Origin of the sequence: Pelagibius sp., assembly GCF_028289705.1 — a bacterium.
Lineage (GTDB): Bacteria > Pseudomonadota > Alphaproteobacteria > Kiloniellales > Kiloniellaceae > Pelagibius.
In genome coordinates, this window is the sequence record NZ_JANQOI010000100.1 from 70,401 (window position 1) to 91,546 (window position 21,146).

The following is a 21,146-nucleotide window of genomic DNA, read 5'->3' on the forward strand; positions in this document are numbered from 1 at the left end:
CAGGCAGCCGAAGAAACCCCGGCAACCACTGCGTTTAGAAGGCTACGCTACCATGATCGCGCGGAAGCGCCAGTTCAAAGTGTCGCCGCCAAAGGCCCCCGGAGTCCGCCTCCCGGGCCACCGCCAGGGCCCGGTCCGCCGGGCCCAGCACCACGAAAAAATTGCCGGGCGCAAGGCCCGGCAAGTTGGCTAGGGATCTAAACCACTGTGAGGCAAGGGATCTCAAGAAAGCTTGGGATCCGGGTACCCGTGCGGCGAACCGCGCGGGGGACATTCCGGTCTGGGGGGTGAACCGGACATCGGAATTCGTCTGTCGCGCGGACCATCGGCCCACCGGCGGTCGGCAGCCGGGCCTTGCTGATCGCTGGCGACGCCAGCCCCTGGCCCGGTACAGCGCCGACCCGGCATCGCTGCCAGTGGTCTCGGCGACGCTGGAAACGTTAGTCCGGCATTGTTAGAGAGATTTGTCTGGCGTGTGACAATCCCGCGTCGGGCGCGCGTCGGGCTCTGGAGCGGTCCCTGCATCGCCCCCAGAGCCGCGCAACTATTCGGTCCCGGAAATCCATCGCCGGTTGCTCGCCTATTCTCTCAGTTGAACGGCGTAACAACTTGCCAACATGATCTAAATGTCACAAATAGATCAGATCATTCTCATACCCATGAGCCAATATGTCCGGGGAGGCAGAGAGGGAAGCTTCGTGCCAGTCAGCCGTCTCACCTACAGACGCCCACCGATGAAAAGGCAATCTTCATGAGCCATCCCTTCGCAGCAACCGAGAGAACCGGCCCCGCCACCGCCTGGATTTACGGGGAACCGGCGATCGACGACCTCCTGCAGGATCCGGTCGTCCAATCGGTGCTGCGTCGTGACGGCTTGTCGGAAGACGATGTGCGCAGCGCCATCGGCCGGGGCCGCGCCCGCCTGAGGCCTCTGCCGCGACGAGAATCCCGCGCTGCCTGAGGCCCGCTCCCCAAGGCCACGTACCGTATCCGGGTAAAGCCGCGTCGCCCCACCGGGCGCCCGATGGGAGGCGCCGTCGGGCACAGCATCGAAGCAGCAGCCTTTGACGCCGGATTCGCCAATGGCGACCGGGTCGTGTTACCGTTTTCTTACGGCTTTAGGGGCCATCCCGGGAATCTCGGGAGAGATTTTCGTCCTATGCCATTCCCGGGAGTTCTCGGCTCGCTGTCACGGCGTCGTGGGGACTGGGGGACAGGAGTGGCTGATATCAGTCTGGTGACGGATAGTCTGCGGGCTCATCCCGCGGCTGGCGCGTGGCTGTTGCGCGTGCGCCGCCGGGGATACCAGCGGGTGATGGTCATCCACACCCAGATCAATCTCTACTATTTCTGGGAGAAGCGCTGGTTCTTCATCGCCATGGCGCTGGGCGCCTTCATGCTGACCCTGCCGCTGCCGGATGGGCTCAGCCGCGACGGCATGATCGTGCTCACCATGTCGGTGGTCGCCACCATTCTTTTCGTCACCGAGCCGGTGCCCCTGCCCACCGTCGCCCTGCTGATCGTGGTCGGTCAGATCCTGCTGCTGGGCATTGATTCCACCAAGGTGGCCAAGAGTCTGATGACGGACTCCGTGCTCTTCATCATGGGCTCGCTGATGCTCGCCGTGGCGGTAGTCAAGCAGAAGCTGGACAAACGCATCGCCTGGCTGATCGTGCGCTTCACCGGCACCAAGACATCGCGGATCTGCTTCGGCATCTCGGTGGTCTCCGGGCTTCTCGCCTCCTTCATCGGTGAGCACACGGTGGCGGCCATGATGCTGCCGGTGGGCATGATCCTCATTTCCCTCACCTCCGACGATCCCAAGAAGGTGCGCAACCTGGCGGCCGTCCTGCTCTTCTCCATCTGCTACGGCGCCTCGGTGGCCGGGATCGGCACGCCCTCCGGCGGCGCCCGCAATGCCATCATGATCGGCTACTGGAAGGAGTTCTTCTACGATCCGACCGATCCGGACAGCGCGCGCTTCCTGATCGACTACCTGCGCTGGATGACCTTCGCCTATCCCATGTTCCTGCTGCAGTTGCCGCTGGTCACCCTGGTGCTGCTGTTCACCTTCCGGCCGGAATACCGCGACCTCTCGCGGGCAGTGGCCAAGCTGCGGACCCAGGTGCGCGAAGAGGGCCCGATGAAGCCCGGCGACTGGGTCTCCCTGGTGTTCTTCATCATCATCCTCTGGGCCTGGATCTTCCTTTCGGTGGACATCGGCATGGGCACTGTGGCGATCCTGGGGGCCTGCGCCTTTCTGATCGCCGGTCTGGTGAAGTGGGAGGATCTCAATTCCGGCGTCAACTGGGGCGTCGTGCTGCTCTATGCGGCGGCGATCTCGCTGGGCGTGGAGATGAAGATCACCGGCGCGGCGACCTGGGTGGCGGAATCCTTCCTCACCCTGCTGACGCCGATCGGCGCCGACCAGGGCATCGGCCTCTGGGTCGCCGTCTCCGCGCTCACCACCGGGGTGACCAACACCATGTCGAACGGCGCGGCGGTGGCGGTGCTCGGGCCCATCGTCCTCAACCTCGCCTCGGCCGCCGGCGAAAGCCCCATCGTCATCGGCTTCATCACCGCCGTGTCCTCGGCTTTCGCCTACTTAACGGTTGTGGGCACGCCCGCCTGCACCATCGTCTATGCCTCCGGCTATCTGAAGACGACCGACTTCCTCACCGTCGGCTGGCGCATGGTGATCGTGTCCGTGGTCGTCATGCTGGCAGCGGCGTCGTTCTACTGGCCGTTGCTGGAAACCTGAAGGGCGGGCCGTCATGCGTATCCGCCCCAACCGCGCCGGCCAGCCGACCCCCGCAGAACTCGAGGAACTGCAGGAATGGCGCAGCAGGCGGTTCCGCATCCTGGTCTGCATCGACGGCTCGGAGGAGTCCTACGAGGGCCTGCGCTTCGCCGCCCAGATTGGCCATAGCGACGACTGCGACATCATCCTCTGTTACGTACGGCCCATCGATCAGGGCTTGAGGACCGGCGGATTGCAGGTCCGCGTGGCGCGGGAGAACATCCTGGAGTGGGGTCTCGACCTGCCGGGGGTGCGCTACCTCAAGAAGGGCTTCGAAATTCTGATCAAGGAAGAAGGGATGGCACGGGACTGGAACGCCATGACCAGTTCGCGGGCGGTCTGGGGCGATCCTCTCGGCGACATCAAGACCGAGTACCGGCACGAAAGCGGGCGTGCCATCGTGCTGAAGCTGAAAGTCGCGCCGGATGCGGCCAGCGGCATCCTCGATCAGTACGAGCTTGGCCCCTACAACCTGATGATCCTGGGCGAGCCGAGCCGTTGGCAGGGGGAGCTCAGTTCCTTCTGGAATGCCGGCCTGGTGCAGAAGGTCGCCATGCTGTCGCCCTGCTCGGTGATGGTCGCGCGGCCGCGCAAGAACGGCCGCGGCCACCTGATCTGCACCGACGGCTCCGAGCAGTCCCTGGATGCGGTGCGCCGGGACGCGGTTCTCGCCCAGCATTGCGGCATGCCCATCACCCTGTTCTCCGTCGCGCCGGACATGGAAGCCCGCCCCAGAATCGAGGAAACCCTCGCCCAGACAAAGTCCATGCTGGAGGAGATGACGATTCCGGTCGCCAACACCATGGTGGGCGTGGGCGACCCCATCGGCCAGATCGTCGAGGCCGGCAAGGACTACGGCCTCATCGTCGTGTCGGATTCCGGCAAATCGCGGCTCAAACGCTTTCTCGTCGGCAGCGTCGCCTTCGGCGTCATGGGCCGCTCCGAGACCTCGGTCCTCAACGTCCGCTAGCGCGCGGAACTTGCCCTGTCCCGTCCCAATGGCTATTGCCTAGGCCAGCGTACCGGATACCGCTGGTGGGATGGGAGGCCGAGCGTTGCTGCGCATTGCATGCCTTGGCGAGTGCATGATCGAACTTTCGGAAAGCGCGGCCGATAAACCCACCGACGGGCCAGGCCAGTCAGCCGCCGCCATGACGCGCACCTTCGGCGGGGATACCCTGAACACCGCCGTCTATCTCGCCCGTTCGCTGCCCGGCGGCGCCGGCGCGGTCTCCTATGTCACCGCCCTGGGCGAAGACCCCTTCAGCGACGAGATGATCGCGGCCTGGCAGAGTGAAGGCCTGCGGACCGATCTCGTCGCCCGCCTGCCCGACAGGCTGCCGGGGCTCTACATCATCCGCACCGACGCACAGGGCGAACGGACCTTCCACTACTGGCGCAGCGCCGCGGCGGCCCGCGCGATGCTGGAGGAAGGCGCGGCAGCCGGCCTTGCCGATTCGCTCGCGGGCTTCGACCTGATCTACCTCTCCGGCATCACCCTGGGCATCCTGGACGCCGACAGCCGCGCGCGGCTCCACGAGCTGCTGGAGAGGCTGCGCCAGAGCGGCAGCCGGATCGCCTTCGACACCAACTACCGACCCCGCCTCTGGCGCGACCGCGCCGTGGCGCAGGAGGCCGTGCAGAGCACGGCGGCCTTGGCCGACATCGCCCTGCCGACCCATGAGGACGAGGCGGCGCTGTTCGACGACCCTTCCCCCGAGGCGACCGCAGAGCGCCTGCACGGCCTGGGCGTCGGTGAGGTGGTGGTGAAATGCGGCAGCGCGCCCTGCCTGGCGAGCCTGGAAGGGCGCCAGCACTGGGTTGGTGGCGAGACCGTGGAGCGGCCGGTTGACACCACCGCCGCCGGCGACTCCTTCAACGGCGCTTACCTGGCCGCCCGCCTGAGCGGCGCCGGCGGACCGGAGGCCGCCGCCGCGGGCCATCGCCTCGCCGGGCGCGTGATCACCATTAAGGGCGCCATCATCCCCGCCTGAAGCCGCCGGCATGGGCGCAGCAGCCCGGCGCGAGCCCCGGGCCTGCCGCCCGGGAGCAGAGTTGCCGCGGGGGCCGCGAAAAAATCACGCGAAGAGTCTTGCAAGATCGCCGGAATTTCCCCAAATTGTGGTCGATTTAGCACTCCTCTCTAGAGAGTGCTAGCACCCGACAGGCAGAGAGCAACAGGGGAAATACCCATGAAATTCAGACCTTTGCATGACCGTGTCGTGGTTCGGCGCCTCGACGAAGACGAGAAGACCGCCGGCGGCATCATCATTCCCGACACCGCCAAGGAAAAGCCCAGCCAGGGCGAAGTCCTGGCCGTCGGCCCCGGCGCCCGCAACGAAAAGGGCGAGATCGTCGAATTGGACGTCAAGGCGGGCGACAAGGTGCTGTTCGGCAAGTGGTCCGGCACCGAGGTGAAGATCGACGGCGAAGACCTGTTGATCATGAAGGAATCCGACATCATGGGCGTGCTTGAGAACACCAAGTCCGCCAAGAAAGCCGCCTAACCCGGCCTAACCCAACGAGGAGAAGGCACCAATGGCTGCGAAAGAAGTCAAATTCTCCGCCGACGCCCGCGAGCGCATGCTCAACGGCGTCGACATCCTGGCGGATGCGGTCAGGGTCACCCTGGGCCCGAAAGGCCGCAACGTCGTGCTCGACAAGTCCTTCGGCGCCCCGCGGGTCACCAAGGACGGCGTCACCGTCGCCAAGGACATCGAACTGAAGGACAAGTTCGAGAACATGGGCGCGCAGATGGTGCGCGAGGTGGCGTCCAAGACCAGCGACATCGCCGGCGACGGCACCACCACCGCCACCGTGCTGGCCCAGGCCATCGTCCGCGAGGGCGTGAAGTCGGTGGCCGCCGGCATGAACCCCATGGACCTGAAGCGCGGCATCGACACCGCGGTCCAGTCCGTGGTCGAGGAACTGCGCAAGCGCTCCCGCAAGATCGGCTCCAACGAGGAGATCGCCCAGGTCGGCACCATCTCCGCCAACGGCGATGGCGAGGTCGGCGAGATGCTGGCCGAGGCCATGCAGCGGGTCGGCAACGAGGGTGTGATCACCGTCGAGGAAGCCAAGTCCCTGGAGACCGAACTTGAGGTCGTCGAGGGCATGCAGTTCGACCGCGGCTACCTCTCGCCCTACTTCGTCACCGATGCCGACAAGATGCAGGCGGTCCTGGAAGACCCCTACATCCTGATCCACGAGAGCAAGCTCTCCGGCCTGCAGGCCATGCTGCCGCTGCTGGAAGCCGTGGTGCAGTCCGGCAAGCCGCTGCTGGTGGTGGCCGAGGACGTCGAGGGCGAGGCCCTGGCCACCCTGGTGGTCAACCGCCTGCGCGGCGGCCTGAAGGTGGCGGCGGTGAAGGCGCCGGGCTTCGGCGACCGGCGCAAGGCCATGCTGCAGGACATCGCGATCCTGACCGGCGGCACCGCCATTTCCGAGGACGTCGGCATCAAGCTGGAGAACGTCACCCTGGACATGCTGGGCCGCGCCAAGCGGGTCATCATCACCAAGGATGAGACCACGGTGGTCGACGGCTCCGGCAAGAAGGGCGACATCCAGGCCCGCTGCAGCCAGATCAAGGCGCAGATCGAGGAGACCACCTCGGACTACGACCGCGAGAAGCTGCAGGAGCGCCTGGCCAAGCTCTCCGGCGGCGTGGCGGTGATCCGCGTCGGCGGCGCCACCGAGGTCGAGGTGAAGGAGCGCAAGGACCGCGTCGACGACGCGCTTCATGCCACCCGCGCCGCGGTCCAGGAAGGCATCGTGCCGGGCGGTGGCGTCGCCCTGCTGCGGGCGACGGGCAAGCTGGCGAAGCTCGAAACGGAGAACGAGGACCAGAAGGTCGGCATCCGCATCGTGCGCAAGGCACTCGAATCGCCGGTCCGCCAGATCGCCGAGAACGCCGGCACCGACGGCTCCATCGTGGTCGGCAAGATCCTCGAGCAGAAGGACGCCCAGTGGGGCTACAACGCCCAGACCGATAAGTACACCAACCTGGTGAAGGACGGCGTGATCGACCCGACCAAGGTCGTCCGCGCCGCCCTGCAGGACGCCGCCTCGGTGGCCGGCCTGCTGATCACCACGGAGGCCATGGTGGCCGAAAAGCCCGAGAAGAAGCCGGCCATGCCGGCCGGCGCCCCGGGCATGGGCGACATGGACTTCTGAGGTCGAAACACAACGACTGCCTTACAGGGGCCGGCCCAGCACCGGCCCCTTTTTTTGGGTCCAGGATACTTGGTGCAACCAATCCAATGAAGTGTACTGTGGCGCACCTGCTTGGTTGATTGTGGAGTTTTCCAAAAATGCTTGAGCTAAACTCAGGTCTGCTACTTTCTAATACTCTCTATTTGGCCCGTTTGGCATTCCATGAGAGGATTGATGAAGATGCGGCCGTTTCCGAACATTCAAAGAAAATCTACTTGGAAGCGTGTGATCGTTTGCAAGAGTATTTGGAGATCTGCGATTTAAAGGCATCAATGAGAGCGCTCAGCAGAATACAGGGAAATCTAGGAACAAACGACAAATTTAAGTATAGCGACTTCAAGGAACTTTCTGACGACCTTTTCCTCAGAATGCGAGACGAACTGGAATTGACTCCTTGTTTCGTTCTGGAATCTAGCAGGGGGCGGTTTTACGAACCAGAAGAACCATTGTTTGGAAATGCTGTCGCATCATTCTATCCGTCAGCCTATCAAGAGATCGAAGAGGCAGGGAAGTGCCTGGCTCTAGGGCGATCAACCGCTTGCGTATTCCATTTAATGCGGACGATGGAAGTCGGCGTTCGGGCGGTTGCAAACGGACTAAGGATTCCGGACCCCACGAAACCTGCAGAGAAAAACTGGGGCGCCATAATCAGGAAAATCCATGAAGCTATTGTTGCGCGCCAAAGATGGCGCCGAAAAGCTGATAAAGCCTTTTACGAGGAAGCTGTTGCGAGTCTGGATGCCGTCAAGAATCCATGGCGCAATGCCACTATGCATGTTGAAAAGACCTACACCGAAGAAGAAGCGGAAAACATCTTCTACATAGTGCGTGGTTTCATGATGAAGATCGCTTCGCGGATTGATGAGTCAGGGAAATTTGTCTAAGGTCGAGAAAATGTGGGTTCTTCCGTGCAAAGTTGTGGCGCGGAAAGGGTCAAAAGACCCCGCCTCCCTGCTCTCATTCCAAGTTGATACACACGGCGGTTACTTGGAATACAGCGCTCGTATGGCCCCTAATAGCGCTTGGCTCAACTGAAGCTCTAAATCCCATTCACCGGGATCTTCAGGTAGGAGATGCCGTTGTCTTCCGGCGGGGGGAAGTGGCCGGCGCGCATGTTCACCTGCACCGCCGGCAGCATCAGCACCGGCATGGAGAGCCCGGCGTCGCGCCCCTCGCGCAGGGTCACGAAATCCTCCTCGCTGATGCCGTCGCGGATATGCAGGTTCCCGGCGCGCTGGGCGGCGACCGTGGTTTCCCAGGCGAAGACGTCGCGCCCCGGCGCCTTGTAGTCGTGACAGAGGAACAGCCGCGTCTCGGCGGGCAGCGCCAGGATGCGCTTCACCGAGTGATAGAGCTGGCGCGCGTCGCCGCCGGGGAAGTCGGTGCGCGCCGAGCCGTAGTCCGGCATGAAGAGGGTATCGCCGACGAAGGCGGCATCGCCCAGCAGATAGGTGATGCAGGCCGGCGTATGGCCGGGCGTTTCCAGGACCCGGGCCTCGAGCCCGCCGATGGCGAAGCTCTCGTCGTCGCGGAACAGATGGTCGAACTGGCTGCCGTCGGCGGCGAACTCGGCGTTCAGGTTGTAGACCGCCTTGAAGGCCTCCTGCACCCGGCAGACCTTGGCGCCGATACCGATGCGCCCGCCCAGGCGTTCTTTCAGATAGGGCGCGGCGGAGAGATGGTCGGCATGGACATGGGTCTCCAGGATCCAGTCGACGCCCAGCCCGGCCTCCTTCACCGCGGCGACGATGCGGTCGGCTGACATGGTGGTGCTGCGGCCGGACTTGGGGTCGTAGTCCAGCACCGAGTCGATGACCGCCGCGCGCCTGCTCTCGGGATCGGCCACCAGGTAGCTGGCGGTGAAGGTCGCCTCGTCGAAAAAGGCCGTCACGTCCGGCTGTGCCATGCGTTCTCCCCTGATACCGAGCTGGTTCCCTTCCTAGCCCGACGCCCCCGTCTCAGACAATCCCTCGAAAGCGCCCGGGTGCGCACGGATCGCGCGTCTCCGCACTTGACGCTTAGCATAAATATTCATATATCTGCAACTATGAATGTTTCTGAGATGCAGGACGCGGCGACCCGGGCCGCCGATCTGATGAAGGCGCTGTCCAGCGAGAACCGGCTGATGATCCTCTGCCAGCTCGCCGAACAGGAAAAGACCGTCGGCCGGCTGGCGCAGGATCTGGGCCTGCGGCAGGCCGCCGTCTCGCAACAGCTCGCCCTGTTGCGCAAGGACGGGCTGGTGGCAGCGCGGCGGGACGGCCGCTCGATCCACTATCGCCTCGCCGGCCGCGAGGCCCGAGCGGTGATCGCCCTGCTCTACGACCTGTTCTGCGCCGGACCGTCCACCGGCAAGCCCTGAGGAGTCCCCCACCATGTCATCCGTCAAGACCATCGGCGCCGAGGCCGCAAAGACCCTGCTGGATCGCGGCGAAGCCGTCCTCATCGACATCCGCGAAAGCGACGAGTTCGCCCGCGAGCACATTCCCGGCGCCCACCATCTGCCACTCTCGGGCTTCGACGCCGCCGACTTCCCGGGCGAGCGCGAGAAGATTGCCGTCTTCCATTGCGCCAGCGGTGCCCGCACGGCCGAGGCGGCACCGCGCATCCTGGCCAGTGGTTTCGCCACGGTGTGCCGCCTCGATGGCGGGCTCGCCGCCTGGAAGGCCGCCGGCCTGGAAACGGTGGTGAACCGCAAGATGCCGATTTCCATGCAGCGTCAGGTGCAGATCACCGCCGGTCTGATGGTGCTGCTGGGCGTGGTGCTCGGCTTCACGGTCTCGCCCTGGCTCTTCCTGCTCTCCGGCTTCGTCGGCGCCGGCCTCACCTTCGCCGGGCTCTCCGGCACCTGCGCCATGGCCCGGCTGCTCGGCCTCATGCCCTGGAACCGGCGCGCGCTGGCCTAGCCCCGTCCCCGGCGATAGACTCCCGCGCTGTGAGCAGGAGTCGCGAAGAGGATCTCTATCCGCCGGTCAAGGCCTTCCTGGAAGGCCAGGGCTACAGCGTGAAGGCGGAGGTGCGCGGCTGCGACTTGGTGGCGCGGCGTGGCGACGAGCCGCCGGTGATCGTCGAGCTGAAGACCGGTTTCACCCTCGCCCTGCTGCTGCAGGGGGTGGACCGCTTGGCCGTGAGCGACCAGGTCTATCTCGCCTTTCCCGCACCGGCCCGGGCGGCGGCCTGGCGGCACGACCGGCGTGCCATCCTGACGCTCTGCCGACGCATCGGCCTCGGCCTGCTGATGGTGCATAGCGATCGGTCGTTGGTCGAACCGCTGCTCGACCCTCTGCCCTACACACCGCGGCCCAACCGCAAGCGCCAAGCACTGCTTTTGAAGGAGTTCGCCCAGCGAGTCGGCGATCCTAACACCGGCGGCACCAACCGCCGGCCCATCGTCACTGCCTATCGCCAGGCGGCACTGGCCTGTGCGGCACTGCTCAACCGCCGGGGCGCCACCAAGGCCGCCGAGGTGGCGCGGATCACCGAAGTCGCGCAAGCGCAGAAGATCCTGCAGCGCGACGTCTACGGCTGGTTCCAAAGGGTCGAGCGGGGGATCTACGCCCTCTCCCCCAAGGGCGAAACGGCCCTCGAGACCTACGCCGACGTGCTGGAGACCCTGGAAGGCAAGGAGCGCCAAGCCGCCGAGCCCGACCCAACCAGGCGCACGGGCTGAGGCATGCTTCGCGCCACTGGCTCCTGGCGTATACCGCCGGAAGGCCGTTCTTGCCACCTTGCCGGCGGGCGGTTATCGCTGGCCCCCGAAGCGGACAAGCCGTGGGAGAGAAATCCGTGCTGAGAAACCCGCTGCTCGTCGTCGCCCTCGTCATCACCGGAGCGATCGCCGCCTGGGGCATCGTGGATACGGCCGGGCTGGCCGCTGTGGCGGCAGGCCTCGTGAAAGTCCAGTTCACCAGCCGCGCCTGGTTCATCATGGGCACAGTCAGTTTCATGCTGATCGTCAGCGTCGTTCTGGCGCTTTCGCGCTATGGCCGCATCAAGCTCGGCAAAGACGAAGATGAGCCCGAATTCTCGACCCTGTCGTGGCTGACCATGCTGTTTGCCGCCGGCATGGGCGTCGGCCTGCTGTACTGGGCCACGGCCGAGCCGCTCACCCACTATCTTCTCATCGAGGAGGTCAGAGGGCCCAGAGGGGCCGCGGCCGACGCTCTCTTCGTGACCAATTTCCACTGGGGCCTCCACGCCTGGGCGATCTATGCGCTTACCAGTCTGGTGATCGCCTACTTCGGGTTTCGTCTCGGCTGCCCCAGCCTGGTGAGTGCGCCGATCATCAAGGTCTTCGGCGCCAATGCCCTGACACGCAGCGTCGGCTGGCTGAGCGACCTGCTCGCGATCGTTGCCATCGCCATCGGCCTCGGCGGGTCCGTCGCCATGGGGGTTTTCCAGATCAAGGAAGGGGTCGATGCCCTGCTCGGGCTTCAGACTTCGGGCATGGAACTGGCGCTGGTGATTTTCGCCGTGCTCTGCCTGGCCTATACGCCGCCCTTGATGGTGGACCTGAGCCGCGGCATGGCGGTCCTCTCCAACACGGCGATGGCCATCGCTTCCGGACTGATGGTCTTCGTGCTGCTGGCCGGCCCCACGCATTTCATCATGGGTGGAGTGCTGCAGGCGGCGGGCGAGTATCTGAGCGGCGCCCTCGTGCATGGCTTCCGCACCTTTACCTTCATGGACGAGCAGGTCGGCGAGTGGTTCCAGTCCTGGACGCTGACCTACATGGTCTGGTGGCTTGCCTGGGCGCCCTTCGTCGGCGTTTTCATTGCACGCATCTCACGGGGGCGGACGATCCGGGAGTTTCTCTGCGGCGTGATTCTGGTGCCGACAGCGTTCTCCATGCTCTGGTTCGGGGTCTTCGGCAGCGTCGGCATCTACGGCGCACTCAAGACCGAGCTGCCGATTCTGGAGGTCGTGCGGAACAACGTCAGCGGCGTGACCTTCTTCGTGCTCGATGTCTTCCCTTGGCCACTGCTCACCGTCTCCGCCGTCGTGGCGGCGGCCTTCTTGTTCATTGTCACCAGCGTGGTGAGCGCCGCATTCGTGCTCGGCATGTTCTCGACGGGTGGCGACCTCAACCCCGCTGTGCGGGTCAAGCTGACCTGGGGCGCAATCCTGGGCGCCCTGGGATTGGTGATGATCCTTTCCGACAGCATCGACGCCGTTAAATCGATCATAGCCCTGGGCGCCCTGCCTTTCGTCTTCGTGGTGTTGCTGCTTGTCATTTGTCTGCTGAAGGCACTGAAGTCGGAGCGATTGGACCGGTCATGAGCAATCTCCTCGATACCCTCCTGAATATCGAAGTCTTCGCTTTCATCGGCTTGCTGGTCTGGCTCTATTTCAAACCCAGCGCGCTGGACCGGGAAAAGGACTCCGATCCAAAGTGAGCGGCCCGCTATGGCGCGCCGCCCCGTTCAGGCCGGTTGCGAGAGCTTGGCGCGCTGGGCCTCGATCTCCGCGCCGCTGGGCAGGCTGGGCTGGGCGCCCACGGCCCGGCAGGCGAGACTGCCGGCGACGGCACCTATCTGCAGCGCCTCTTCCATGGCGAGCCCGCGCTCCAGGCCCGCGGCGAAGGCGCCGACGAAGGCGTCGCCCGCCGCCGTGGTGTCGACCACGTCGATGGCGAGCGCCGGGACGGAGAAGCTGCCCGAGGGCCCGAAGGAGCGGGCGCCTGCAGGCCCCAGCGTCACGATGCAGTCGAGGGCGAACTGCGTGGCGATCTCGGCGGCGATGGCTTCCGGATCGTCCGGCAGCAGGCCCAACTGGGCCCCCAACTGGCCGGCTTCGGTCTCGTTCACCACCAGCACGTCGAGCTTACGCAAGGACTCTTCGGGGATCGGGCCGGCCGGCGCCAGATTAAGCACCACCTTGGCCCCTGCCGCCGCCGCGAGGTCCACCGCCTTCCAGTTCTCCGCGTGGGTGATTTCCATCTGCAGCAGCAGGACGTCGCCCTCCGTCAGGCCGGCCGCGCCGAGCTGCTCGGCCCGGGACTCCAGGTTGGCGCCGCTGGCGACGAAGATCAGGTTCTCGCCCTGGGCGTCTACGGCGATGAAGGCGCAGGCCGTCTGCTCCGGGCTCTCCCGCACGGCGCCGAGGTCGACCCCGCCCTCGCGCATGCCGCTGAGTGCCAGGTCCTTGAAGCCGTCGCCGCCGACCGAGCCGACGAAGCGCACCGGCGCGCCGGCACGGGCCGCCGCCAGGGCCTGGTTCGCCCCCTTGCCGCCGGGGACCACGGTGTAGCTGGGGCCGGTGACCGTCTCGCCCGGCGCCGGCAGGTGCTTGACCTGGGTGACCAGATCGGCGCTGAGGGAGCCGAAGACGGTGATCATGCCGAGGGCTCTTTGGATTTCTTCGCGACCTTCCGCTCCACCGGCTTGCGCGCGGCGCGTTCGCGCACCAGCGCCACCTTCTTGGTGCGGCGGCCCTGCTTCTTGTCGTCGGTTTTCGCCTTGGCCGACGGCTGTGCGCCTCCCGGCGTGTCGCGGCGCGGCGGCGGCTCGACCGCCAGCGCCTCGCCCTCGGCCAGATCCTTGGCTTGTTTACCGTAGCTCTTGAAGCGGGCCAGGATGTTCGTCATCTCGCGCTTGTTGAGGATCGCCGGCTTGCCCATCTGCCGCGCCACCCAGTACTGCTGGGCCAGGGTCTCCACCTCGCCGGCCAGCCAGAGGCTCTTGTCCAGGTCCTTGGCGAAACAGATCATGCCGTGGTTGGCCAGCAGGCAGGCGCTGCGGTTCTGCAGCGCCTTCAGCATGTTGCCGGAGAGCTCCTGGGTGCCGAAGGTGGCATAGTCGGCGCAGCGGATGTTGGTGCCGCCGGCCACGCCGATCATGTAGTGAAAGGCCGGGATGCGCTCGTGCAGACAGGACAGCGCCGTGCAGTAGATGGCATGGGTGTGGACCACGGCACCGGCTTCCGGCTTGTTGAGGTAGATGTCGTAGTGCATCCGCCATTCGCTGGACGGCAGGAAGTCGCCGAAGTAGCCGCCGCCCAGATCCATCTCGACGATCTGTTCCGGCTTCATTTTCTCGTAAGGGATGCCGGACGGGGTGATGAGGAAGCCCCCTTCGATCCGCGCCGAGATATTGCCGGAGGTGCCCTGGTTGATCCCCAGGTCGTTCATCTTCAGGCAGGCGGCGATGATCGCCTTGCGCAGGCTGAGGTGCTGTGGTCTGGCCATGGTGCCCCGTCACTTGGCTGAGTTAAGCTGGCGGGACTCTATCCGCCAGCGGGGGGCGGTTCAACCATACCCGGGGCGGAGAGCGCGGCTTTCGGCACCTCATGGCGCGCCGCCGGGTGGCAGGACAGGGGAAGCATGAGCGAAGCGGGAAGCGTCGCCGTCGTCGATGTCGGCAAGACCCACGTCAAACTGCTGATCGTCGGCGAGAATGGCGAGATTCTTGGGCTCTCCCGTGCCGCCAGCAGCACCCGCCCGGGCCCGCCCTACCCGCACATCGACTGCGCCGGGATCTGGGCCTGGCTGCTCGGCGCCCTGCGGCAGGCCGCCGCCGAGCACGATATCCGGGCCCTCGTGCCCACGGCCTTCGGCTCCTCCGCCGCGCTGATCGCCGGCGACGGGCTGGCGCTGCCGGTGCTGGACTACGAGGCCGACCCGCCGGCGGACGTGAAGGCGGCCTACGCCGGGATCGCGCCGCCCTATGGGGAGGTCTATGCCCCCACCAACCCCGGCGGGCTCACCCTGGCGCGCCAGCTTCTCTGGCAGGAAACCGCCTTTCCCGAGGCCTTCCAAGCCTCGGAGGCCATTCTGCCCTTCGCCCAGTACTGGGCCTGGCGCCTCTCGGGGGTGGCGGCCAGCGAGGTCACCTCCCTCGGCGCCCAGACCCACCTCTGGGACCCCCAGAAGACCGGATTCTCAAGTCTCGCGCGCAGCCGCGGCTGGAACCGGCGCTTCGCCCCCCTGCGCCCTGCCTGGGAGCCGCTGGGCCCCGTGACACCGGCGGTGGCCGCAGCCACCGGCCTGGCGCCGGACTGCCGGGTGCTCTGCGGCATCCACGACAGCAACGCCAACTACCTGCGCTACAAGGCCGCCGGGCTGACCGACTTCACCCTGCTGTCCACCGGGACCTGGCTCATCGGCTTCAATCCCGGCTTTCCCCTGGTCGGGCTGCGGGAGGCCTACGACACTGTCGCCAACAGCGACCTGGAGGGCGCTCCGGTGGCCTGCTGCCGCGCCATGGCTGGCCGCGAGGCGGACCTGATCGCCGGCGAGGCGGAAAGCCGGGCAGCACCCGGCCGGGCGGACCTGGAGGCGCTGCTGGGCCAGGGGACCTGCGCCCTGCCCTCCTTCACCGATTCCGGCGGGCCCTTTCCCGGCGCCGGCGGCAGGGGCCGGATCGAAGGACCCGCGCCCGCCAATCCCGGCCAGCGCAGCGCCCTGGCCAGCCTCTATGGCGCCCTGTTGTGCCTGGCCTCGGTGGACCTGATCGGCGGCAACAAGGGCCCCCTGTTCCTCGACGGCGGCCTTGCCTCCGCCCCGCTGTTCGCCGAGATCATCGCCAGCCTCCGGCCGCAACAAGAGGTCTGGCTGTCGGAAGAGCCGGAAGGCACCGCCCTGGGCGCGGCCCTGCTGTGGCGCTGGCGGGAGCGAAAGTCGACGCCGCCCCTGAAGCGCCGGCGGGTGGCGCCCCTCGACCTCCCCGGCCTGCAGGACTATGCCCAGCGCTGGACAGCGGCTGCCGTGTCGCAAACGGCTACCTGATCCGGCGCCGCGGTTCAGAAGAAGATCACGCCCTTCTTGAGCAGGAAGCAGCCGTAGGCACGGCCCTCCGTGGTCGCGACGACGGCATAGGACTTCTTGGCCTCCTCGTAGAAGGCGAAACGCTCGATGGAGTCCATGGGCAGGGCCTGGCCCTCGGCATCGTCGATCTCGCGCTGCACCTCCTGCTGCACCTCCGGCACCTCATCGGGATCGCCGACGACCTCCATGCGGCGCACCGGCGCCTCGACGAAGCTGTCCAGGGGAAAGACCGTGAGGATCGCGCCGACGGCCTGCACCACGTCGACGCCGTCCAGCCGGATCAGACGGCCGGTCACGGTCTGGCGGGCCACCGAGTCCGCGGGGAAGTTCGCGTCGACCACCACAATGTCGTCGCCGTGGCCCATGGCGGCCAGCACCTGCAGCAGGTCGGGACTGAGGATCGGATCGATGTTCTTCAGCATAGTCTGTTCGCCCTCCCTTCGAGCGTCGGTGCCTAGCCCTGGTTGAGCGCCGTCAGCGGCTGCGTCACCGAGGTCAGGGCCGGATAGGCCCGCTTGTAGGCTTCATAGTAAGGCCGGTAGGCCTCATGAGCCTCCCGGTTGGGTTCGACGACCCGCTCGACCGTCACCATGGCATCGGCGGCCGTGGCGATATCCGGATAGTGGCCCGCCGCCACCGCCGCCAGGATCGCCGAGCCCAGCGAGGGGGCATCGGGCACCTTGGTCAGACCCAGCGGCAGGTTGGAGACGTCGGCGTGGATCTGCAGCCAGAGGTCGGAGCGGGTGGCGCCGCCGGCGATGACCACGTTCTTCGCCTCGAAGCCGTGACCGCGCATGCCCTCCAGGATCAGCTCGCTGCCGAAGGCGATGCCTTCGATGATGGCGCGGAAGATATGGCCGCGGCCGTGCCTCAGGGTGAGCCCCGCCAGCCCGCCGCGGGACAGCGGGTCGGTGTGGGGCGTGCGGTTGCCCTGGAAATGGTCCTGCACGATGAGGCCCTCCGAGCCCGGCGGCAGCGCCCGGGCTTCCTCGTTCAGCACGTCGTAGGAGACGCCCAGCAGATCGCGGAACCACTTGACCACGGAGCCTGAGGAGACCTGCCCGCCCTCGACCAGGTGCAGGCCGGGCAGCAGCCCGTCGGCATAGGTGCCCCAGATGCCCTTGCCGTGGAAGGCCGCCTCGGCGAGACCCAGTTGCAGGTGGGAGGAACCGGTGATGAAGGCCAGAGAGCCCGGCCGCACCACCCCCAGGCCGATCATGCCGATGAAGGCATCGGCCCCGCCCTGGGCCACCGGCAGTCCGGCCGGCAGCCCCAGGTGGTCGGCCGCCTTGTCGGTGAGGCCGCCGATCACCGCGCCCAGCGGCAAAACCTCGTTGGGCCATTTGTCCAGGAGCGTGCCCAGCCCGAGTTTCTCCAGCAGGCCCGCCTGATAGCCGCCGTCGCGGGCCAGGTAATGCCAGCGGATCGAGACGTTGTTGACGCTGGCCACCAGCCGCCCGGTCAGGTGCAGGTTCAGGTAGTCCTGGTACTCGCAGATGTGGGCCGCCCGCGCGAAGGTCTCCGCGTCGTTGCGCTGCAGCCAGAGCGCCTTGGGCAGCATCCACTCCGCCGAGACCGGCCCGGCCCCGCCGCCGTTGATCTTGAGCGCCGGATCGCCGCTGGCGACCACATCGCCGGCTTCCTGGGAGGAGCGCACGTCCATCCAGATGAGCGCCGGGCGCAGCGGCTCGCCGGAAGCATCCAGGGCCACCACGCTGCAGGAGGTGGTGTCGACGCAGAGCGCACAGACTTCCTGGGGCGAAACGCCCGCCTCCTGCACTGCCTGGCGCACCGAGCTGCCGATGGCGGCCCACCAGTCCTTCGGGTTCTGCTCGGCCCAGCCGGGATGGGGAAACTCGGTGCGGTAGGGCGTGGCCGCGAAGGCCAGGGGCTCGCCCTTCAGATCGAACACGCCGGCGCGGAGAGACTCCGTGCCGCCGTCGACACCGATGACATAGGGACCCTTCGAAGTCATGACTTCAACCCCTCCAGCAGGGCGCGGAACGCCAGCATACCCGGATCGTCCAAGCCGACCGATTTCTCGCCGAACATCCGCGCCCGGCCCTGGCGCGCCGGCGCGTCACGCATGCGCTCCAGGGTGGTGTCGGTCGAGCCCAGGGCCGCCTCCAGCAAGTCTTTGGGTTCTTCCAGCCCTTCGGTTGCCTGACGCACCGCCTCCAGTACATCGAGCACCGTCTTCTCGCCCAGGGCGCCCTTGCCGCGGGCCATCATCGCCTCCAGCGCGCCACCGAGCAGCGGCGAGACCTCGGACCAGGGCACCGCCTCCCTTCCCTTGCAGGCCTTGGCCGCCGCCATCAGTCCGGTGGCCAGCAAGGTGCCGTAGCTGGAACCGGAGATCTTGGTGAAGGCCTGGGCACAGCGCATGAAGGCCATGCCGACATCCGCCGGCAGATCGTCCTGGATCTCCAGGAGGCCGCGCCCGCCGCGCTGCATGGTGACCCCGAGATCGCCGTCGCCGAGCTTGGCATCGGCCTCGTTCAGGAAAGCCGCCTGCGCCTCCAGATGGGCCGCGAGACCCGGCAGGGCGGCCTTAAGGCCTGCGGAGGTGAGCGCGGCCATCGCCTGATCAGACCTGCCAGAAGGCGCAGGCCGCCGGCGCCTTCAACAGGGCTTCCAGCTCGTCGTCCAGGTGGCACCAGGTGACGGTCGCGCCGGTCATCTCCATGGAGGTGGCGTAGCGCCCGACCAGCGGCATGACGATGGTGACGCCCTTGTCCTCCAGCCGTGCCTTGGCGCGGCGATACATGATGTAAAGCTCCTCAGGCGGCGTGGCGCCCAGGCTGTTCACCAGCAGGGAAATCCGCGCGCCCTTGCCCAACGGCATGTCGGCCAGCAGGCGGTCGATCATCTCGTCGGTGATGGCATCGGCCGGCTTCAGCTTGTCGCGCCAGATCCCCGGCTCACCGTGGATGCCCATGCCCATCTCCATCTCGTCCTCGCCGATCTCGAAGGTGGGCTTGCCGGCCTGGGGCACGGTGCAGGGGGTGAGCGCCATGCCGATGGAGCGGCAGGCATCGGCGGTCTTCTGCGCGACCCGGGTGACTTCGGCCAGGTCGGCCTTCTCTTCGGCCTTGGCGCCGGCGCACTTGAAGGCATAGACCATGCCGGCGACGCCGCGGCGCTTGGCGGCCTCTTCCGGCGGTGCCGAGACAATGTCATCGGCAAGCAGAACGGTGGACGAGGCGATGTCTTCCATCTCCAGCATCTCGCCGGCCATGTCGAAGTTCATCACGTCGCCGCCGTAGTTGCCGTAGAGCCGCAGGACTCCCGCGCCGCCGTTCGCCCTGCGCATGGCCGCCGCCATCTGCTCCACCGAGGGCGAGGCGAAAACGTCGCCGATGGCCGCGGCATCCAACAGGCCCTTGCCGACATAGCCGGTGAAGATCGGCAGGTGGCCGGACCCGCCGCCGGTGACGATGCCCACCTTGCCCTGGGTGGCACCGCCCGCGCGGGCGATCACCCGCGGCTCCGGCTGGGCATAGAATTCGGGATGGGCCGCACAGAGCCCCTCCAACATCTCGTCCACATAGCTGAAGGGATCGTTCAGAATCTTCTTCATAGTACTCGTACTCCGTAGGGAGCCTCAGCGGCCAAAGGTCTGCCGTGAAAGGCAAACCAAAGACCCCCCACCCTAACCCTCCCCCGCAAGGGGGGAGGGAAAGGAGAACCCCGGGGCCCTGATTTGGTACCCCCTCCCCCTCGACGGGGGAGGGATGGGGTGGGGGTGGTGCTCGCTTCCGCGATGGGCAGGATCAGATCTTGTAGCCGAGCGCTCGCGCCCCATCGATGAAGTTCTTGTACTGGGCCTTCTGGCTGTCGAGGCCGAGCTTCTGGGCGATCTTCGCCCATTCCTCGGCCGCTTCGTCCAGCGCCTGCTGGCTGGTCAGCTCGCCGGAGACCGCCTTGGAGATGTTGCGCCCCAGGGCATCGGCGTACTCCGGCGTGCCTTCCCAGAAGAACTGCGGATAGCCGACCTCGACGTTGGCCAGTCCGGCATCGAGGTGGTTCTTCGCCGTTTCGAAGTTCTTGAAGATGCCGGCGTTGGTGGACCAGAGTTCGTTGTCGGTGCCGCGCTGCGGGTTGGCCTGCAGATAGAGCTGCGCGGCGGCATCGCCGTAGTGGGTCTTGCCATAGGGATCGGAGCCGCAGTACTCGTCCGCCACCATCTCGTTGGAATAGTCGGGATGGGACATGCGGTAGATGAAGTAGAAGGCCGCGTCCTTCACATCCTGCGGGATGTTCTTGGGGATCGCCGCCGTGCGGCACCACAGCGAGATGGCGCGGTTGGTGATGGAGCCGTCGTCGTTCAGCCAACCCGGCACGATGGCGCCGCGCTGGTCTTCCGCCAGCTCCGGACCCTGCTGCTGGACGGTGAACTCGGAGAGGTCGATCCACCAGACCGACATGACATCGGAGCCGGACTGCCAGCGCTGGATGGTCGTGCCGATGTCCATGGCCTCGGCGCCCGGCGGGCCGAACTTGATGATCTCCTTGTAGATGTCCAGGCTCTCCGCCGCCTTGCCCTGGTTGATGGTGGGGTTCATGTTCTCATCGAAGTAGTTCACCCCTGCCGAGGCGGCGATGTCCATCCAGAAGCCCCAGCCGAAGTTCGGCGGGTTGACCACCATGGAGGTGCCGTAGATGCCTTCGCTGCTCAGCTCCTCGGTGAAGAACTGGGTGGCGTCAACGAAGTCGAGCCAGGTCTTCGGCACCTCGAGCTCGCGCTGGAAGCGCTTGGAGAACTTGTTACGCAGGGCGAAGTCCTCGAAGTAGCTCTTGCGGTAGTGGAGGATGTGGATGTCGCCGTCCAGCATCACGCCGTAGGTCTTGCCGCTCCACTTGGTATAGAACTCGCGGTAGGCCGGCATCACCCAGTCGAGGTAGTCCTGGCTGCCTTCGTACTGCGCCAGATAGTCGTCGAGCGGTTCGAGCTGTCCGGTCTCGGCGAAGGCGCCGAAGAACAGGCTGGGGAACTGCACCCAGTCGAAGCGCGGGCGGCGCGAAAGAAGCTGCGGCAGGATCTTGGCCACCGCATCGCCGCCGTCGTACATCTCGCGGCTCTTGATGCCGACGCCGGCCTCCTTCATCAGGTGCGGCGACAGCCAGAGCGGCGAGTGCAGCCAGTTGGAATCCTGGAAGTAGGTGAGCTCGATATCCTTGAAGAGCTTCTTGCCCGGCGGCACCGCCGTGGCGCCGAGGGACAGGCCCGGGGTCATGCCGCCGGCCGCTGCGGCACCGGCCGCCGCGCCTTGCAGGAACTTCCGCCGTGTAAATCCGCTAAAGAGACCCATCGCTTCTTCCTCCCTCTTGGATTGGCCGAACCTGCAAATGAGGCCGGACGGTTTTGCG

General features: G+C 66.3%; 20 protein-coding genes. 12 read left to right on the top strand and 8 right to left on the bottom strand.

All coding sequences use genetic code 11. The features are described from left to right. The first annotated feature begins 751 nt into the window (after positions 1-751). The 7 genes from Q0996_RS13615 to Q0996_RS13645 all read left to right on the top strand — a co-directional run bounded on the left by Q0996_RS13615 (position 752) and on the right by Q0996_RS13645 (position 7,896). Positions 752-961 carry a hypothetical protein gene (locus Q0996_RS13615; protein ID WP_299620500.1) on the top strand — a complete coding sequence of 70 codons (210 nt, stop codon included), beginning with the start codon at positions 752-754 and terminating at the stop codon, positions 959-961. A gap of 258 nt (positions 962-1,219) precedes the next feature. Next, entirely contained in the window at positions 1,220-2,761 is a 1,542-nt protein-coding gene (locus tag Q0996_RS13620) for a DASS family sodium-coupled anion symporter (protein ID WP_299620503.1), read from the top strand. A gap of 13 nt (positions 2,762-2,774) precedes the next feature. After that, positions 2,775-3,770: a universal stress protein gene (locus Q0996_RS13625; protein WP_299620505.1), complete on the top strand. Its 996-nt coding sequence runs from the start codon at positions 2,775-2,777 to the stop codon at positions 3,768-3,770. Positions 3,771-3,840: 70 nt separating this feature from the next. After that, a complete protein-coding gene (locus Q0996_RS13630) occupies positions 3,841-4,794 on the top strand; it encodes a sugar kinase (protein WP_322096711.1) in 954 nt (317 codons plus the stop codon). A 198-nt stretch (positions 4,795-4,992) separates the two neighbouring features. Next, entirely contained in the window at positions 4,993-5,307 is a 315-nt protein-coding gene (gene groES / locus Q0996_RS13635; RefSeq protein WP_299620508.1) for a co-chaperone GroES, read from the top strand. A 31-nt stretch (positions 5,308-5,338) separates the two neighbouring features. Further along, positions 5,339-6,973 carry a chaperonin GroEL gene (gene groL / locus Q0996_RS13640; RefSeq protein WP_299620511.1) on the top strand — a complete coding sequence of 545 codons (1,635 nt, stop codon included), beginning with the start codon at positions 5,339-5,341 and terminating at the stop codon, positions 6,971-6,973. Between the two features lie 137 nt (positions 6,974-7,110). After that, positions 7,111-7,896, top strand: coding sequence for a hypothetical protein (locus tag Q0996_RS13645; protein ID WP_299620514.1), 786 nt, complete (start codon positions 7,111-7,113; stop codon positions 7,894-7,896). Positions 7,897-8,051: 155 nt separating this feature from the next. Here the strand turns inward: Q0996_RS13645 and Q0996_RS13650 are convergent, their stop codons facing one another. Further along, positions 8,052-8,918 carry an MBL fold metallo-hydrolase gene (locus Q0996_RS13650; protein WP_299620517.1) on the bottom strand — a complete coding sequence of 289 codons (867 nt, stop codon included), beginning with the start codon at positions 8,916-8,918 and terminating at the stop codon, positions 8,052-8,054. A gap of 156 nt (positions 8,919-9,074) precedes the next feature. Here Q0996_RS13650 and Q0996_RS13655 point away from each other — a divergent pair, with 156 nt between their 5' ends. The 4 genes from Q0996_RS13655 to Q0996_RS13670 all read left to right on the top strand — a co-directional run bounded on the left by Q0996_RS13655 (position 9,075) and on the right by Q0996_RS13670 (position 12,292). Beyond that, complete coding sequence (locus Q0996_RS13655; RefSeq protein WP_299620520.1) at positions 9,075-9,374, top strand: helix-turn-helix transcriptional regulator; 300 nt, start codon at positions 9,075-9,077, stop codon at positions 9,372-9,374. Positions 9,375-9,387: 13 nt separating this feature from the next. Next, positions 9,388-9,918, top strand: a complete 531-nt coding sequence (locus Q0996_RS13660; protein WP_299620523.1) for a rhodanese-like domain-containing protein — start codon at positions 9,388-9,390, stop codon at positions 9,916-9,918. 29 nt (positions 9,919-9,947) lie between these two features. Next, positions 9,948-10,682, top strand: a complete 735-nt coding sequence (locus Q0996_RS13665) for a DUF2161 domain-containing phosphodiesterase (RefSeq protein ID WP_299620526.1) — start codon at positions 9,948-9,950, stop codon at positions 10,680-10,682. 116 nt (positions 10,683-10,798) lie between these two features. Then, the gene (locus tag Q0996_RS13670) at positions 10,799-12,292 is read left to right on the top strand and encodes a BCCT family transporter (protein ID WP_299620529.1); all 1,494 of its coding nucleotides are present in this window, start codon (positions 10,799-10,801) and stop codon (positions 12,290-12,292) included. A gap of 143 nt (positions 12,293-12,435) precedes the next feature. On the opposite strand, the gene Q0996_RS13675 is transcribed toward Q0996_RS13670, so the two are convergent. Further along, on the bottom strand, positions 12,436-13,350 hold the full coding sequence (locus tag Q0996_RS13675) for a ribokinase (protein ID WP_299620532.1): 915 nt from the start codon (positions 13,348-13,350) through the stop codon (positions 12,436-12,438). Continuing rightward, positions 13,347-14,198, bottom strand: a complete 852-nt coding sequence (locus Q0996_RS13680) for a class II aldolase/adducin family protein (protein ID WP_322096712.1) — start codon at positions 14,196-14,198, stop codon at positions 13,347-13,349. The genes Q0996_RS13675 and Q0996_RS13680 overlap by 4 nt, the downstream gene beginning before the upstream one ends. A 135-nt stretch (positions 14,199-14,333) precedes the next feature. Between Q0996_RS13680 and Q0996_RS13685 the strand changes: the two genes are divergently transcribed. Beyond that, positions 14,334-15,737: an FGGY-family carbohydrate kinase gene (locus tag Q0996_RS13685; RefSeq protein ID WP_299620535.1), complete on the top strand. Its 1,404-nt coding sequence runs from the start codon at positions 14,334-14,336 to the stop codon at positions 15,735-15,737. 14 nt (positions 15,738-15,751) lie between these two features. Here the strand turns inward: Q0996_RS13685 and Q0996_RS13690 are convergent, their stop codons facing one another. From Q0996_RS13690 to Q0996_RS13710, 5 genes are all read right to left on the bottom strand, one after another. Beyond that, positions 15,752-16,198, bottom strand: a complete 447-nt coding sequence (locus Q0996_RS13690) for an RbsD/FucU family protein (protein ID WP_299620537.1) — start codon at positions 16,196-16,198, stop codon at positions 15,752-15,754. Between the two features lie 32 nt (positions 16,199-16,230). Then, positions 16,231-17,751, bottom strand: a complete 1,521-nt coding sequence (locus Q0996_RS13695; RefSeq protein WP_299620540.1) for a ribulokinase — start codon at positions 17,749-17,751, stop codon at positions 16,231-16,233. After that, positions 17,748-18,356, bottom strand: coding sequence for a dihydroxyacetone kinase subunit L (locus Q0996_RS13700; RefSeq protein ID WP_299620543.1), 609 nt, complete (start codon positions 18,354-18,356; stop codon positions 17,748-17,750). The genes Q0996_RS13695 and Q0996_RS13700 overlap by 4 nt, the downstream gene beginning before the upstream one ends. Before the next feature lie 7 nt (positions 18,357-18,363). Next, entirely contained in the window at positions 18,364-19,356 is a 993-nt protein-coding gene (locus tag Q0996_RS13705; protein WP_299620546.1) for a dihydroxyacetone kinase subunit DhaK, read from the bottom strand. 193 nt (positions 19,357-19,549) lie between these two features. Further along, the gene (locus Q0996_RS13710) at positions 19,550-21,088 is read right to left on the bottom strand and encodes an ABC transporter substrate-binding protein (RefSeq protein WP_299620548.1); all 1,539 of its coding nucleotides are present in this window, start codon (positions 21,086-21,088) and stop codon (positions 19,550-19,552) included. Positions 21,089-21,146 lie beyond the last annotated feature (58 nt).